This is a genomic window from Stenotrophomonas sp. LMG 10879, from assembly GCF_002750935.1.
Lineage (GTDB): Bacteria > Pseudomonadota > Gammaproteobacteria > Xanthomonadales > Xanthomonadaceae > Stenotrophomonas > Stenotrophomonas lactitubi_B.
In genome coordinates, this window is sequence record NZ_PEJT01000006.1 from 100,840 (window position 1) to 115,930 (window position 15,091).

Here is a 15,091-nt window from a genome sequence, read left to right on the forward strand (position 1 = left end):
GCCATGCCCGGCGGATGCCTGTCCGTATCAGCGCAGCTGGCTCTCGGCGAACTCCCAGTTCACCAGTTGCCAGAATGCTTCCAGATAACGCGCGCGATCATTCTGGTAGTCGGTGTAGTACGCGTGTTCCCAGACATCGCAGCACAGCAGCGGGGTGCTGTCGCCGGTCAGCGGCGTGCCTGCATTGCGGGTGGCCTGCAGGCCGAGTTGACCACCCGGGTGCTGTACCAGCCACACCCAGCCGGAGCCGAACAGGCCCAGCGCAGTGCGGTTGAACTCCTCGCGCAGGCGCTGCACGTCGCCGAACTGGCGCTTGATCAGCTCGCCCAGTCGGCCCTGCGGTTCGCCACCGCCACGCGGGCGCAGGCATTGCCAGTAGAAGCCGTGGTTCCAGGCCTGGGCAGCGGCATCGAACAGCGCGCCCTGGGCATGGCGGACGATGTCCTCCAGGGGGGCTTCTTCCCATTCGGTGCCGACAATGGCGGCATTGACCGCGTCGACGTAGGCGCGATGGTGGCGGCCGTGATGCAGTTCCACGGTCTGTGCCGACAGGTGCGGCTGCAGGGACGAGGGCAGGTAGGGCAGGGCAGGCAATTCGACGGGCATGGACAGGTTCGTGGCCAGGGGGCGGCGGCAGCCGGTACCATCGGCATACAATGGGGGCTACCGTGGGCAGTCTAGCCGACCATCGCGGTTGGTTCGTCCGGCGAAGCAAGGAGTGAGGTGTGGCGGTAATGCAGCAAATCCAGGCCGAGGTGGATCGTTACCCGCTCGTGCTGTTCATGAAGGGCACCCCGCAGTACCCCATGTGCGGCTATTCCAGCCGCGCCGTGCAGGCCTTGATGGCCGCAGGCGCCGTCGCGCTGCGCACGGTCAATGTGCTGGAAGAACCTGAGATCCGCGCCAACCTGCCGCGTTTCTCCAATCTGCCCACCTTCCCGCAACTGTTCATCAACGGTGAGTTGATCGGCGGCTGTGACATCGTCATGGAACTGTTCGAAGCCGGCGAACTCAAGCGCATCGTCGAAGAGGCTGCGCAGGGATGAGCGCCTGGCCATCGACGTCACCGGCAGACGGGGCGCTCGATGGCCGCCCGTTGCAGGATCGCGTGGTGCTCGTTGCCGGCGCCGGCGGCGGGCTGGGGAGTGCCGCCGCGGTGGCAGCCGCCGAGGCGGGAGCGACCGTGGTCCTGCTGGGGCGCAAGCCACGCCGGCTGGACCGGGTCTACGCCCAGGTGCAGGCGGTCGGGCCGGAACCCTTGTTGTACCCCTTGGACCTGGAAGGTGCAGGTCCCGACGACTATGCCGAACTGGCCCAGGCCGTGGCGCAGGAGCTGGGACGTCTTGATGGCCTGCTGGTCTGTGCAGCGCACTTTCCCGGCCTGACTCCGTTCGAGCTGGCCGACCCGGCCAGTTTCGCCCGTGCCGTGCACGTCACCCTGACCGCACCGGCCTGGCTGGCCCAGGCCTGCCTGCCGTTGCTGCGCCAGCGTGAAGATGCGGCGCTTGTGTTCACCGTCGATGCCCCCGAGCGGGTAGGGCGGGCGTATTGGGGCGGCTATGGTGTCGCCCAGCATGGCCTGCGCGGGCTGATCGGCAGCCTGCATGACGAGCTGGCCCGCAGTCCGGTGCGGGTAAGTGGTCTTTACCCCGGCCCCTTGCGTACCGCCCTGCGGGCGCGGGCCTATTCGATCGACCAGGATCCGGCCGCGCGTGGCCCGGAGGCCGCTGCTGCGGCGGCCGTGACACTGTTGTCCGCCGCTGGACAGGCGTGGCGGGGGCAGGTACTCGATGCGGGCAATCCGCCATCGACGAGTGAAGACGTTCGTAAGGCGGAATGAAGATCCCGTCACGATAGCGTTGCGATCTGGTGCCGTTTGTCGCACAACCGTCACATTGAAAGCGTAGCGTGTTAATCTAGTGTTAACCGTTGCGGCAGCTGCCGTTCACGGTAGGGAACCCCAGATAAATGTCCGAACAGCCGCCCGCAAGGCTGCTTGGATGCGCTTTTTTTCCGCCATCGCCAACTCGCATCGAGGCTACCGAACAATGACTCACCCATTCCGGATGTCCAAGCTCACCCTTGGTCTCGTGGCTGCGCTCGCCGCCGCTCCCGCCTTCGCCCAGAGCACCTCTGCCGGTGTCGGCGGTCAGGTCGTGTCCAATGCGGGCGCGCCTGTTGCTGGTGCTGAAGTCACCATCACCCACACCGAATCGGGCACCGTTTCGCGTGCGACCACCGATGCGTCGGGTCGTTACAACGCGCGCGGCCTGCGCGTGGGTGGTCCGTACACCATCACCATCACCAAGCCGGGTGAGGGCACCAAGACCGAAGAGGGCGTGTACCTCAACCTGAACCAGGTCAACACGGTCAACGCCAACCTCGCCGGCGATGTTGCCGCCACCAATCTGGATGCCGTCCAGGTCGTGGCTGCCGCAGTGGGTAGCGACCTGTTCAGCGCCTACAAGATGGGCACCGGCACCAACGTCAACCGCGAAACCCTGGATTCGCTGCCGTCGGTGAACCGCAACATCCAGGATTACATCCGCCTTGATCCGCGCATCTCGCAGGTCAGCAAGGCCGACGGTGCGATCTCGGTCGGTGGTCAGAACACCCGTTACAACGCGATCCGCATCGATGGTATCGGTGCCGGCGATCCGTTCGGCCTGGAATCCAACAACCTGCCGACCGAGCGTCAGCCGGTGTCGATGGATGCGATCCAGGAAATCAACATCGACATCGCCAACTACGACACCACCATTGCCGGTGGTACGGGCGCGGTGATCAATGCGGTGACCAAGTCGGGTACCAACAACTTCGGCGGTACCGTGTATTACGCGTACCGCGACAAGGACATGGTTCGCAAGGACCTGGAAGGCGTCCGCTTCAACGGCTTCGATGACGAAAAGACCTACGGCATGACCTTCGGCGGCCCGATCGTCAAGGACAAGCTGTTCTTCTTCGCCAACTACGAAAAGATGGAGCGTTCGGCTCCGGGCGTCAGCCTGACCGATTCGCCGTACGGCAAGGGCACCATCACCGATGCCGACATCGCCCGTGCGCAGCAGATCGCCACCGGTTACGGCTTCGACGCAGGTTCGCTCAATGCGCCGGCCAACAAGACCGAAGTCGAAGAGTACGCGCTGAAGATCGACTGGAACATCAACGAGAACCACCGTGCTGCGGTGCGTTACAACAAGCTCGAGCAGAATGTTGTCCGCTTCCCGCAGATCAGCAACAGCGCGGTTTCGCTGAGCAGCTTCTGGTACCAGCAGCCGAAGACCTATGAATCCTGGATGGGCGAACTGTTCAGTGACTGGTCCGAGAACTTCTCGACCGAGTTCAAGATCTCGCACAAGGAATACACCTCGATCCGCACCACGCCGTCGAGCCTGCCGCAGATCCAGATCCGTGGTTTTGGCGCCAGCGGCAATGACTCGCTGTACTTCGGTACCGAGCAGAATTCGCACGTGAACGCCGTCGAGAGCAAGGAACTGAGCGCGTTCGGTGCCGCCACCTGGTACGTCGGCGACCACACCGTCAAGTTCGGTTTCGACTACTCCGACAACGACCTGATGAACTACTACGGCCGCAACGTCAACGGCGCGTATGTGTTCAACAACCTCAGCGATTTCGCTGCAGGTCGCGTTAACCAGTACGTCGTCCGTGCGCCGCGCGCCGGTGGCAGCTACGACGACATCCCGGCCAAGTACACGCTGAAGAACACCGGTCTGTTCATCCAGGACAGCTGGGCGGTCAACAGCAACTTGACCCTGCAGGCCGGCGTCCGCGTCGACATGCCGGACTTCGGCACGCAGAAGCTGTACAACCCGCGCATCATGGAGCTGTACGGCTACGACAACACCCAGCTGCCTGACAGCAAGCTGGTGCAGCCGCGCTTCGGCTTCAACTACACCTTCGACAGCGATCGCCCGACCCAGCTGCGCGGCGGCGTGGGCCTGTTCGGTGGCGCGGCCCCGAACGTGTGGCTGGCAGGTGCCTACCAGAACACCGGCCTGAACTACACCGAGTACACCGTCCGCAACCAGAACGGTATCTTCACCCCGAACACCAATCCGCCTTACATTCCGGCAGCAGGTGCGGGTGCTCGTCAGAACGTGGACATCGCCGCGCCTGACCTGAAACTGCCGTCGGTGTGGAAGTCCAACATCGCCTTCGATCACGAACTGCCGTGGTATGGCATCGTTGCGTCGGCTGAGTTCCTGTACACCAAGGTCAAGAGCGCGATCTACTTCGAGCGTCTGGACCTGTACAAGAACGCTGGTGGCCCGTCGTACACCCGTATTGGCCAGGACGGTCGCGAGCTGTACTGGAATGACGCAGGCTACGTGCCGTGCGCCGGCACCAACTGCTCCATCCGCGAAGGCAGCAATGGTGCGGGCGGCAAGTTCAATCGTCCGACCGACATGGGCGACGTGCTGCTCATGAAGAACACCGACAAGGGCAGCAGCCGCCAGTTCACCGCTGGCCTGAACAAGCCGCTGACCGAGAACTGGGGCTGGTCGCTGGCCTACACCTACACCGCGGCGAAGGAAGTCAGCCCGCTGACCAGCTCGCAGAACACCTCCAACTGGGGCAGCACCCTGATCGGTACCGCCAACGAGAACGTGGCCTATGATTCGCGCTACGCGATCAAGGACCGCGTGACCGGTTCGATCAACTGGAAGAAGGCGTTCTTCGGCAACTACAACACCACCGTGGGCCTGTTCTACGAAGGTCGTTCGGGTCGTCCGTTCAGCTACATCTACTACAACGACATGAACGGTGATGCCGCCGCCACCACTGGCGCCGGTTACTTCAACGACCTGTTCTACGTGCCGAAGGGCCCGGGCGACGTCAAGTTCACCGGCGGTGCGGCGATGGAGAAGGCGTTCTTCGACTGGCTTGCCGCCAACCCGCAGCTGGAGAAGTACCGCGGCGAGATTGCTCCGGCAAACGCCTTCCGTACCAAGTGGGTGAACAGCTTCGACCTGCACATTGCCCAGGAATTCCCGGGCTTCGTGAAGGAGCACAAGGGTGAGCTGGCGCTGGACATCATGAATGTCGGCAACCTGCTCAACAAGAAGTGGGGCCGTATTGAAGATTACGGTTTCAACTCCACCTCCCGCGTGGCCAGCTACGCTGGTATCGATCCGGCAACCGGAAAGTACATCTACAACTTCACCGGCGCCACCGATACCCCGACCATCCAGGAAAACAACAACGACAAGGGCAACACCGGTGTGTCGCGCTGGTCGATGCAGCTGACCCTGAAGTACAAGTTCTGATCCTTCAGAACCTGAAGATGTAAAGGGAAACGGCCGGGGAAACCCGGCCGTTTTCTTTTGCTGTGCTGCTCTGTGAGTGCTGTCATGGAAGTTGGCGGAGCTGGCTGCTATAAAAGGGAAAGGATGCTGAGTGGAGCGGCCAATGAAGGCTATGTACGGATTGCCGTCGGAATCGCTTGCGTTGCTTTCCCGCGCGAGTTTTTCAATCGATGTTCCGGATGCTGGTGATCACGTTTCATTCAATCAGTTGTGCTCCCGAGTGGCGAATTGCAGATTTCGTTATTGCCCGGAATGTCGCTCTGATCCTGCTGGTTTTCTCAAGTGCAGGCGAGGTGCTGCGTTTGCAAAGGCGTGCCAGAAGGCGGCGATCAGAGGATTTGGTTCGCCACAGCTGAGGCTTCTGCATTCTGTGGCTGCACCGGATGCTCGCAGGTCCGGCAACTTTCGAGTCGATCGAGTTTGGCTGGGAAGGCCAGGGGATCCACACGCCATCATTGCCTCGCGAATTGACGTCGAAGCTCACGTCAAAGAAATCAAGAAACTACATGATCGACTTCATTTGCAGGGGAGGGTCATACTTCTTGTTTTTATGATGACAATGCTTCATCCATTCGAGGATGGAAATGGAAGGGCAATGCGAGCATTGATGCTGGCTATGGCCGCAGGTGCCGGAAGCCCCTTCCTGTCCTTCTTTGCGCTTTATCTTAAGGCTGCGCAGCAAGACATGGTTGTGGCAGTAAATCTTCTGGCTGATACTCAGCTGGGCCCAATGCTTGAATTCCTGGAAAAATCGCGCGAGTTCTATTTGCACTTGATATGCAATGGAAGCGGTTCCGTGCACGAGTGGGTGAGAGCCCTCCAGGATGAGAAGCTTGTTGAGCGGCATATGGATTTTGATTGACCCGCGGTACTCACTGGAGGAGATTGAAGGTGAAGTTAGGAGTAATCATCAGTACCATCGTTTTCGGAATGTCACTCGGTATGCAGGCAGCTTCGGCATCCAATGGTGTGACCCAAATCGATACGGACCCTTGGTGTAATCCGTCATATTGCCCGGGGCACGGGGGAGGCAGCGGTTCCACGACCGGATCAAATCCGGAGCAGGATAAGTTCGCATTTGTTCTTGTGGATTGCAGGTTGCCGGTTCAGGAGCGCTACGGAAAGGTGCTTGAGTGGTTTACCTCGCTTTCGATTAACGAGCGACTGTGGTGGTACCAGATCGGAACGGAAGATATGCCCGTTGGCTCACCTTCTCGGTTGTCGGTTACGTATCACTATCCCTATGGCTACAATCAGGGGTACGAGCTTTGGGAGATTGTCGATCCCTATGCTGCGGTTCCCATCGCGCCAACACCGACATCCACAGGAGATCAGTGCTGGCTGCTGGACAACCGCCCGTAAGGCTTTGCGTACCAAGAGAAGAAAGACAGGGGCAACACCGGTGTGTCGCGCTGGTCGATGCAGCTGACCCTGAAGTAGAAGTTCTGATCCTTCAGAACCTGAAGATGTAAAGGGAAACGGCCGGGGAAACCCGGCCGTTTTCCGTTCAGGCGAAAGTCCTTGCGGGGGGCGGGGCATCGGCGTAGCATCCAGACACGTGCGCGGCGCAGATGCCGCCGAAGCGGTCCCGAAGCGGCGAACGCGGGACGCACCTATCCAACGGTCGGGCTTCCCGGCCGTTTTGCTTTTTAAGGGGGCGGCAGTACAGTCGGACACCTTAAAGGAAGCAGAAAAAGTGGATATGACAACGAATGAAAAGGCAGCGCGGACGCTGCCGGTGCAGGACGCGCGGATCTACCCGCGTGGCGGCCTGGATGTGCTGTCCCGGGCAGAGGTTGCGCGCCTGCGCGATGCCTCCAGTGGTGGCATGCACGAGCTGCTGCGCCGCTGCGCGCTGGCCGTGCTGACCAGTGGCAGTGCCTCCGATGATCCGCGCGCCGCGCGCGATCTTTATCCCGACTTCGACATCCAGGTGGCGCAGCAGGATCGCGGCGTACGTATCGACCTGGCCAATGCGCCGGCGATGGCGTTCGTCGACGGCGAAATCATCCGTGGCGTGGCCGAGCTGCTGTTCGCCGTGGTCCGCGACCTGGCCTACATGGCCATCGAGATGGGCCCGGCCTACGCGGCCGAACTCGAATCGTCCGAGGGCATCACCAACGCGGTGTTCGGGCTGCTGCGCAACGCGCGCATCCTCAACCCGGGTGACCCGAACCTGGTGGTCTGCTGGGGCGGCCACTCGATCTCGCGCGACGAGTACCTGTACACCAAGCAGGTCGGTTACGAGCTGGGCCTGCGCGGCCTGGACATCTGCACCGGCTGCGGCCCGGGCGCGATGAAGGGCCCGATGAAGGGCGCCACCATCGCCCATGCCAAGCAGCGGCGGACGGTGACGCGCTACATCGGCCTGACCGAGCCGGGCATCATCGCCGCCGAGTCGCCGAACCCGATCGTCAACCACCTGGTGATCATGCCGGACATCGAGAAGCGCCTTGAGGCCTTCGTCCGCATCGGCCACGGCATCATCGTGTTCGCCGGTGGCGTCGGTACCGCCGAAGAGATCCTGTACCTGCTGGGCATCCTGCTGCGCGAAGAAAACAAGGACCTGCCGTTCCCGCTGATCCTGACCGGCCCGACCGTGGCCGCGCCGTACTTCGAGCAGATCGACCGTTTCATCCGCCTGACCCTGGGCGACGCTGCGGCCGAGCGCTACGAAATCGTCATCGGCGACCCGGTGGCGGTGGCCAAGAAGATGTCCTCCGGCATCAAGCGCGTGCGCGAGCACCGCCTGGCGCAGAAGGACTCGTTCTTCTTCAACTGGTCCATCGAGATTCCGTGGGAGTACCAGCAGCCGTTCGTGCCGACCCACGAAGCGATGGCGGCGCTGGACCTGCATCACGGGCGTGCACCGCACGCGCTGGCAGCCGACCTGCGCCGGGCGTTCTCGGGCATCGTCGCCGGCAACGTGAAGGAAGACGGCATGCGCCGCATCGAGGAGTTCGGGCCGTTCCAGATCCATGGCGACCCCGACATGATGCAGGCCCTGGACGCGTTGCTGCGTGCCTTCGTCGAGCAGCGCCGGATGAAGATCTCCGGCGAGTACCAGCCCTGCTACCAGGTGCTGGCGTAAGCCCGGCGAGGGTGGCTGGGCGGCGCGGCGGGGGCCGTGCCGGACCGGCCGGGGGAGGGCGGGACGTCAAGGCTTTGACGCCCGTCGCCCGGATCTGACCGTTCATCCTGCCGCCGCTTGCCGGCGGCAGGCCGGTGCGCCATCGTGGCCACCAACACGCTGGGGAGCGTCCAATGTCTTTGCGCCGCCAAAACGGCTTCACGCTGATTGAGTTGATGGTCACCCTGACCGTCTTCGTGATCCTGGCGTCGATCGCCTATCCGAGCTTCCGCAGCATGATGCGTTCGAACCGGATGGCGACGGCGAACAACGAAGTGATCGCGTTGGCCAACCTGGCGCGCAGTGAGAGCATCCGCAACAACCGGGGTGGTGGCATCTGTGGCAGCACCGACGGCCAGGCCTGTGATGGTGAATGGTCGAAAGGGTTGCTGGCCTGGTCCGATCTTGATGGTGATGGCGTGCTGGGCAGCAATGACAGCGTGCTGCGCTTCTCGCTGGGCAACCCACAGTTGAGCGTGGTCGGCCCCTCGGGTGCAACCATTGCCTTTGATGGTCGCGGTCGCCGCAAGGCCGCGGAAGATCAGACGCTCGTGCTGTCGCCGGCGTCCTGCAAGGCCGGTGAGCAGCGCAGCACGTTGACGTTCAACAAGTCCGGCCAGGTCCGGGTGACCAAGGGAACCTGCTCATGAATCGCCGCAACCTTGCCTCTCCACGTTCGTCCCAGGGCGGCTTCAGCCTGATCGAAGTAATGGTGGCCCTGTTGATCCTGGCGTTTGGGTTGCTCGGCTTTGCCTTGCTGCAGACGACGAGCGTGCGCTTCGTGCAGAGTGCCAATTACCGGACCCAGGCTACCAATCTGGCAAACGACCTGATCGAACTGATGCGCGCCCAGCGCACCGATACGCTTGCCGGTGGGGCTTACTCGTCGGCCTCGTTCGCTGCCGGTGCGGTGACGGCGAATGGCGCATGCGCCTGGCCGACCGGCGCGGCGGTGACGCCGAAGACCAACGTGGCACGCTGGCAATGTGAGGTTGTGAAGACGCTCGGTGAAAAGGCCAGCGCAGAAGTCCAGTTCACCCAAAGCACTGGCCGGGTCAGTGTGGCCATCACCTGGGGTGATCAACGTTGGGATCCAAAGGAGCCTGACAGCCTTACCACCTTCGGCTTGACCACTTTCCTGTGAGCGCGTCCATGAGTCCGTTTTCACGAGCCCGCGGTCTGTCGCTGATCGAACTGATGATCGCCATGGTCATCGGTCTGGTGCTTCTGCTGGGCATCACGCAGATCTTCATCGCGTCCCGTGCGGCTTCACGACTGTCCGAGGGTGCTGCCCGAACCCAGGAGAACGCGCGCTTTGCATTGGACTTCCTGCAGCGCGACCTGCGCATGGCAGGTCACTTTGGCTGCGTGAACGATCAGGCGCACGTGATCAAGAACACCGGCGATGTCCGCTACAACCTCGGTATCGCTGCTGGCAGTGGAGATCCGCTGGATTTCTCGGTGCCGGTGCAGGGGTATGAGGCCGCAGGCACTGCCCCGACCAATACACTCACCCTGGGGCGCACGTGGAGCGCGGCGATATCCATGCCCAAGAGCATCAGCAACCTGAAGCCGGCGCCACTGCCGGGCAGTGATGTCCTTGTGCTTCGCCTGTTGAGTCCGGAAGGAGCGGTTGTGACAGGTGTCGGTGTCAGTGGAACCACAACCACGGTGACGGTGTCCGCTGACGGCATGGCGCGCCTGAAGGCGGGTGCTGCCGGTACTCCGACGGTGTTCGCTCTGGCCGATTGCACCCGCGCCGATGTGTTCCCGGCCAGCATCAGTGGATCCACGGTCAAGATCGAGAAGCTGGATCTGACCGGCTACTCGGTCAACAACGCGATGACGATGCTGTATCGCGCCGATGGTCTGGTGTATTACATCGCGAGCAACGGCAACAATGAGCCTGCCCTGTACCGCGCCCGCGCCAACGGAGCCGGTGGCTACGGTGACGGTGAGGAGCTGGTGGAGGGCATCGAGAGCATGCAGCTCCTGTACGGCCTTGACGCAACGCCGGATATTTCGCTTTCCACTCCGCCCAGTGGCCGCATCGTCGACCAGCGTGTTGCCAGTGCCGTCAGCACCGCGACGGATGCGACCGCTGTTGGCGCATGGCGCCGCGTCGGCATGGTGCAGGTGGGGCTGCTTGCGCGCAGCCCGCAGCGGGCGTCGGCGCAGGCTCCGGGTTCGGCAGCCACCTACCTGGGTGTGCTTGGTGTGACCATCGCGCCGGGCGATCCCTATGACCAGCGCCACCGTGGCGCCTATGAAGTTTCCGTTGCGTTGCGCAACCGCCTGTTCGGGAATTGACGACCATGCGCTCCATCAAGCTGTCTTCGCGCCGCACTTTCTCTGCCCCCGCCCGGCAGCGAGGTGCCGTGCTCTACGTTGCGCTGATCCTGTTGATTCTGTTGGCGCTGCTGGGCGTGATAGGCATGCAGGTCGCCGGCATGCAGGAGCGTATGGCATCCGGTTACCGTGCCGGCAACGTGGCCTTCCAGAATGCCGAGGGTGCTGCCCGCAGTGCCGAGAACGCGGTAGAGAAGATTGCCAACCGGCAGTCGCCGGGTGACAGCCCGGCGGTCACCTCGGCCGATATCGATCAACGCTGCGACGATGGCTTCGATCCTTCGGACTGGGTCGCCAAGACCAAGCTGGGCAGCAAGCCGGCTGTGAAGGTCCGGCAGATCCAGGGCTGCATCCAGGGGGAGGGGGCGTTGGACATGGGCAAGCCGCTGGAGGCTGCAACACCGGTCTACCAGATCACCACGTACGCCGGCGACACGGCCACCGACGCGACATCGCGCTCGGCGGTCGACACCGTATTCAAGCTGTGAGGGTGGGGAACCCATGAACACGCGAAATCGCAGGATCCTGGCGGGCGTAGGCCTTGCCGTTGTCGCCGCTGGCGGCTATCTGGTGCATACCCTGATGGCTGCGCAGGCGCAGGGTGTGTTGGCGCAGGAGCCGATGAACGTGCAGGTGCAGGCGCCTCCCGCGTTCATCATGGCCGTGGATGACTCGAATTCGATGACGTTCGAGCGCATGTTCCCGGGTGGTGACGGGCGGTTGATCCTCAACACGTCGACGGGCAGCTTCTTCAACAACAACGGCAGCTTCTACAGCGTCGGCCAGGACTGCAACTCCGGTTCAGTCGATTGCTACCTCTATCTCTACGCGCACAGCAACTACAACGAACGCTACTCGTATGGGCGCGCGATTCCGCCGCTGGATATGTTCGGCTTTGCCCGCTCACACGTCTACAACGCCAGCTATTACAACCCGGCAGTCAGCTACAAGCCGTGGATGAGGGCCGATGGAAGCCGTTGGGATGCTGCCAGTACCACGGCGGCGCGTGTCGACCCGCGCTCCGGATTTGCGGGATACGACATCACGTACGACATGACCAGTGTCCGTTCGAGGAACAATGAAGGGTTCCAGTTCGTCGATGGCATGCGCATTCCCGACCTGACGGGAACCGACAATGCGTATTACCGCAGCAACGGCTGGCGCACCACAGCGCGCGACATCAACTCTGCGGTGCAGTATGGCGTGCAGTACTTCCCGGCGACCTTCTATCTGCCGGAGAATTCACCTGCGCCCTACGGATACAAACTGGACGACGCGAATCGACCGGTTATCAAGGATGCCTGCGGGTCCAAGTGCAATCTGCGCCGGTATCAGATCAAGAAGGACAACTACAGCATCGATGGTACCTACGAGACTGCGGTGCAGAACTTCGCGAACTGGTTCCAGTATCACCGCAGTCGCACGCTGGCCATTGTCGGTGCGTCTACCGAGGCGTTGTATGGCATCGACAACATGCGTGTGGGCTATTTCACGATCAATGACCTGAAGAACGTGAAGATGCATGATCTGGTAACCAACCGCGCCGATCTCTATCAGCAGATCTATGGGTTGAAGCCGATCAGTGGCACACCCAACCGGCGTGCCGTGGAATATCTGGCCGAACAGTTCCGCCGCACCGATGACGGCGCGCCCGTCATCCGCGCCTGCCAGCGCAATGGCGGCATGTTGTTCACGGACGGATATACGAACTCCAAGAACTATCCGAATGGCTCGTTCGGCAACGCGGACGCGGTCAATACCGTGAACCTGCCGACACTGCCCTTCGCTGACAACTACAGCAACACGATGGCTGACGTCACTGCGGCCTATTACTCGGGCACCAAGACGCCGTTGCGCTCCGATACCGGCTTCCCCAGGGGGCAGGTGCCGGTCGATGAGCGCTGCGGGACGCTGTCCCAGGGCAGTGCGGAGTGGAAGCGGCTGGACTGCCAGGCCGATCTGCATATGAACTTCTACGGCGTCACACTTGGCGCACAGGGGCGAATCTACGGCGTGAATGCTGCCGCCACAGCTGACCCGTACAAGAACCCGCCGAACTGGAACGGAAACCCCGATCCATCGACGGTCGATGATGGAACGGTCGTCGACGAGATCTGGCACGCTGCACTGAACAGTCGTGGTGAGTTCATCAATGCTCAGACGCCTGCCGACGTGACCGAGGCGATGCGCCGGGTACTGGCCTCGATTTCCGGCGGGAAGTCGCCGTCGGGCACCATCGGCATGACCGGTGCCCGCATTGGCGCAGGGTCGCTGTCGGTGACGCCAAGCTACGACATCCGCAATGGTGCCACCGATTGGTCGAGCAAGCTCAAGGCCTCGACCGTGAAGATCAACAGTGATCAGGTCGCTGTGTTCAGCGAAGCCTGGGAGGCATCGGCGAAGCTGTCTTCGACGGGGCGCCGCATCGTCGCAAACAAGGCGGGTACGCTCGTTGACTTCGGTTCGGCTGATATCAGCCTGGCCGACCTGTGCAGCAAGCCGGATGGAAAGTACGCAGCGATGCTGGTGTGCTCGACTGACAAGCTGAAGAGCATCGACGCCGACATCAGCACCGCCATCCGTTATCTGAAAGCGGATGCGACGATGGAGAAGCGCAACGGCGGCAAGTACCGTGATCGCACCACGCCGCTGGGCGATATCGTCAATTCGGCCCCGGTGGTGAGTTCGCCCGTCGATGACTATGGCTATCGTCAGCTCGGCACCGATTATGCCGTCAGCTATGCCAAATACCTGGACACCAAGGCAAAGAACGGCCGCTATACGGTCTATGTCGGCGCCAATGACGGCATGCTGCATGCCTTCGACGGTGGCATGGGGGCGTCGGGTGAGATGGACAGCACGGGCGGGACCGAGCGCTTTGCGTATATTCCGGCAACCTCGCTGGGCCACATGGCCAACCTGCTGTTCCCGTACAAGCCTGATACCGCTGATCAGACCTTCCGGCATCGCTATTTCGTCGACGGTCCAATCACCATCTCGGACATGCTCATCGGCAGTACCTGGCAGACGGGGCTGGTCGGTACGGCCGGTGCTGGTGGCCGCTCGGTGTTCGCGTTGAACGTCAGTGACCCGGCAACCTTTGGCACTAAACAGGCGCTCTGGGAGATCAGCGACCTCAACATGTCGTTGGACGAGGGCGTACGCAACAACATCGGCTTCGTGCTGGGCAAGCCGGTGATCGTGCCGGTGAAGGAAGGAAAGACGGTTGCATGGAAGGCGATCTTCGGTAACGGCTACAACAGTGCCAACCGCAAGGCTGTTCTGTTCGTCGTGGATATGGCGTCCGGCTCCACGCGGATGATCGAGGCGGTGGAAAGCAATGCCTCGGGAGCCAACATCTCCGGAGACAATGGGCTGGGTAACGTGGTGGTAGTGGATCGCTGGCGTGGCGACAGCCAGGACCTGCGCGGACGCGATGGTCTTGCCGATACCGTCTACGCTGCCGATCAGCGCGGTGCCATCTGGAAGTTCGATCTCACCAGCAGCGCCGACGCTGGGCTCACCGTTCCCGTGTTCACCACCCAGGTGAGCCAGGACACCAGCGCGCGGAACTTCCGCCAGCCGATCACGGGCGGCATGACTGCTGCGACGGGTCCGTCGGGTGGTGTGATGCTGTACTTCGGTACGGGTAGTTTCTCGTTCTACACTGACAAGGACGACACCTCGCGACAGGCGTTGTATGCGGTCAATGACCTTGGCGGAAAAAGGGTCACATCGACACTGACGTCCGCCAATCTGGCGCCCTATACGGCGGATGTTCCGGCGACTGGCGCCGAGGCACGCAGGATCGTCGCAGGAACTGCACCGGCCAGTGCGCAGGGATGGATGATCAATCTTCCCGCCGCCAACGGCGAGCGGTTTGTTGGTAATCCACTGCTTGTCAGCGGCATCATGTTCATGCCGACCTATGTCCCCAATCTGGAAACGGCGGGTTGCTCGACGAGTGGCTCGAACTGGCTGTTCGGTCTTTCTTCATTGACCGGTGCGCCCGCCCTGGAGAACGTCCGGAGCGGCTCACCCACGGGCGTCAAGCCGGCAGCCGGTACGGCGGGCCTGTCGCTGAAGACCGAGGGCACCGCCCCGATCAAGGATGTGTCCCTGTCGGTCATACCGCGACTCGGTAGTGGCAAGGAAGGTCCGCCTGGGGGCAGCTCGTGCTGGATGGTAGTGGGTGCCGCTGGCAGCCAGTCGCTGTACCTGCCTTATCCCTGCGGTCGCCAATCCTGGCGGCAGCTCCAGTGACTCCGGTGCGAGGAACCACGTC

11 protein-coding genes are annotated in these 15,091 nt (G+C 62.2%); 10 read left to right on the forward strand and 1 reads right to left on the reverse strand.

Annotated features, from left to right (window positions below; translation table 11 throughout):
• Positions 1–27: 27 nt before the first annotated feature.
• On the reverse strand, positions 28–606 hold the full coding sequence (locus CR919_RS10800; protein WP_099820206.1) for a superoxide dismutase: 579 nt from the start codon (positions 604–606) through the stop codon (positions 28–30).
• A gap of 119 nt (positions 607–725) precedes the next feature.
• Here CR919_RS10800 and grxD point away from each other — a divergent pair, with 119 nt between their 5' ends.
• From grxD to CR919_RS10850, 10 genes are all read left to right on the forward strand, one after another.
• Positions 726–1,046: a Grx4 family monothiol glutaredoxin gene (gene grxD, locus CR919_RS10805; RefSeq protein WP_025875264.1), complete on the forward strand. Its 321-nt coding sequence runs from the start codon at positions 726–728 to the stop codon at positions 1,044–1,046.
• A complete protein-coding gene (locus tag CR919_RS10810) occupies positions 1,043–1,840 on the forward strand; it encodes an SDR family NAD(P)-dependent oxidoreductase (RefSeq protein WP_099820031.1) in 798 nt (265 codons plus the stop codon). Before grxD ends, CR919_RS10810 begins: the two co-directional genes overlap by 4 nt.
• A 208-nt stretch (positions 1,841–2,048) precedes the next feature.
• Positions 2,049–5,288, forward strand: a complete 3,240-nt coding sequence (locus tag CR919_RS10815; protein ID WP_099820032.1) for a carboxypeptidase regulatory-like domain-containing protein — start codon at positions 2,049–2,051, stop codon at positions 5,286–5,288.
• A gap of 142 nt (positions 5,289–5,430) precedes the next feature.
• Complete coding sequence (locus tag CR919_RS10820) at positions 5,431–6,189, forward strand: Fic family protein (protein ID WP_099820033.1); 759 nt, start codon at positions 5,431–5,433, stop codon at positions 6,187–6,189.
• Between the two features lie 840 nt (positions 6,190–7,029).
• The gene (ppnN, locus tag CR919_RS10825) at positions 7,030–8,418 is read left to right on the forward strand and encodes a nucleotide 5'-monophosphate nucleosidase PpnN (RefSeq protein ID WP_099820034.1); all 1,389 of its coding nucleotides are present in this window, start codon (positions 7,030–7,032) and stop codon (positions 8,416–8,418) included.
• 173 nt (positions 8,419–8,591) lie between these two features.
• Positions 8,592–9,107 carry a GspH/FimT family pseudopilin gene (locus CR919_RS10830; RefSeq protein WP_099820035.1) on the forward strand — a complete coding sequence of 172 codons (516 nt, stop codon included), beginning with the start codon at positions 8,592–8,594 and terminating at the stop codon, positions 9,105–9,107.
• Positions 9,104–9,601 (forward strand): type IV pilus modification protein PilV, encoded by a 498-nt coding sequence (gene pilV, locus CR919_RS10835; protein WP_025875254.1) that lies wholly within the window; start codon positions 9,104–9,106, stop codon positions 9,599–9,601. Before CR919_RS10830 ends, pilV begins: the two co-directional genes overlap by 4 nt.
• Before the next feature lie 8 nt (positions 9,602–9,609).
• Positions 9,610–10,767, forward strand: a complete 1,158-nt coding sequence (locus CR919_RS10840; protein ID WP_099820036.1) for a PilW family protein — start codon at positions 9,610–9,612, stop codon at positions 10,765–10,767.
• Positions 10,768–10,772: 5 nt separating this feature from the next.
• The gene (locus tag CR919_RS10845) at positions 10,773–11,294 is read left to right on the forward strand and encodes a PilX N-terminal domain-containing pilus assembly protein (RefSeq protein WP_099820037.1); all 522 of its coding nucleotides are present in this window, start codon (positions 10,773–10,775) and stop codon (positions 11,292–11,294) included.
• A gap of 13 nt (positions 11,295–11,307) precedes the next feature.
• Positions 11,308–15,069 carry a PilC/PilY family type IV pilus protein gene (locus CR919_RS10850; RefSeq protein WP_099820038.1) on the forward strand — a complete coding sequence of 1,254 codons (3,762 nt, stop codon included), beginning with the start codon at positions 11,308–11,310 and terminating at the stop codon, positions 15,067–15,069.
• Positions 15,070–15,091 lie beyond the last annotated feature (22 nt).

Bases quoted from the DNA above. Each gene is read 5' to 3' on its own strand.
- CR919_RS10845 (WP_099820037.1), top strand. From the start codon at position 10,773: ATGCGCTCCATCAAGCTGTCTTCGCGCCGCACTTTCTCTGCCCCCGCC.
- CR919_RS10820 (WP_099820033.1), top strand. From the start codon at position 5,431: ATGAAGGCTATGTACGGATTGCCGTCGGAATCGCTTGCGTTGCTTTCC.
- CR919_RS10840 (WP_099820036.1), top strand. From the start codon at position 9,610: ATGAGTCCGTTTTCACGAGCCCGCGGTCTGTCGCTGATCGAACTGATG.
- CR919_RS10810 (WP_099820031.1), top strand. From the start codon at position 1,043: ATGAGCGCCTGGCCATCGACGTCACCGGCAGACGGGGCGCTCGATGGC.
- CR919_RS10850 (WP_099820038.1), top strand. From the start codon at position 11,308: ATGAACACGCGAAATCGCAGGATCCTGGCGGGCGTAGGCCTTGCCGTT.
- CR919_RS10830 (WP_099820035.1), top strand. From the start codon at position 8,592: ATGTCTTTGCGCCGCCAAAACGGCTTCACGCTGATTGAGTTGATGGTC.
- ppnN (WP_099820034.1), top strand. From the start codon at position 7,030: ATGACAACGAATGAAAAGGCAGCGCGGACGCTGCCGGTGCAGGACGCG.
- CR919_RS10815 (WP_099820032.1), top strand. From the start codon at position 2,049: ATGACTCACCCATTCCGGATGTCCAAGCTCACCCTTGGTCTCGTGGCT.
- CR919_RS10800 (WP_099820206.1), bottom strand. From the start codon at position 606: ATGCCCGTCGAATTGCCTGCCCTGCCCTACCTGCCCTCGTCCCTGCAG.
- pilV (WP_025875254.1), top strand. From the start codon at position 9,104: ATGAATCGCCGCAACCTTGCCTCTCCACGTTCGTCCCAGGGCGGCTTC.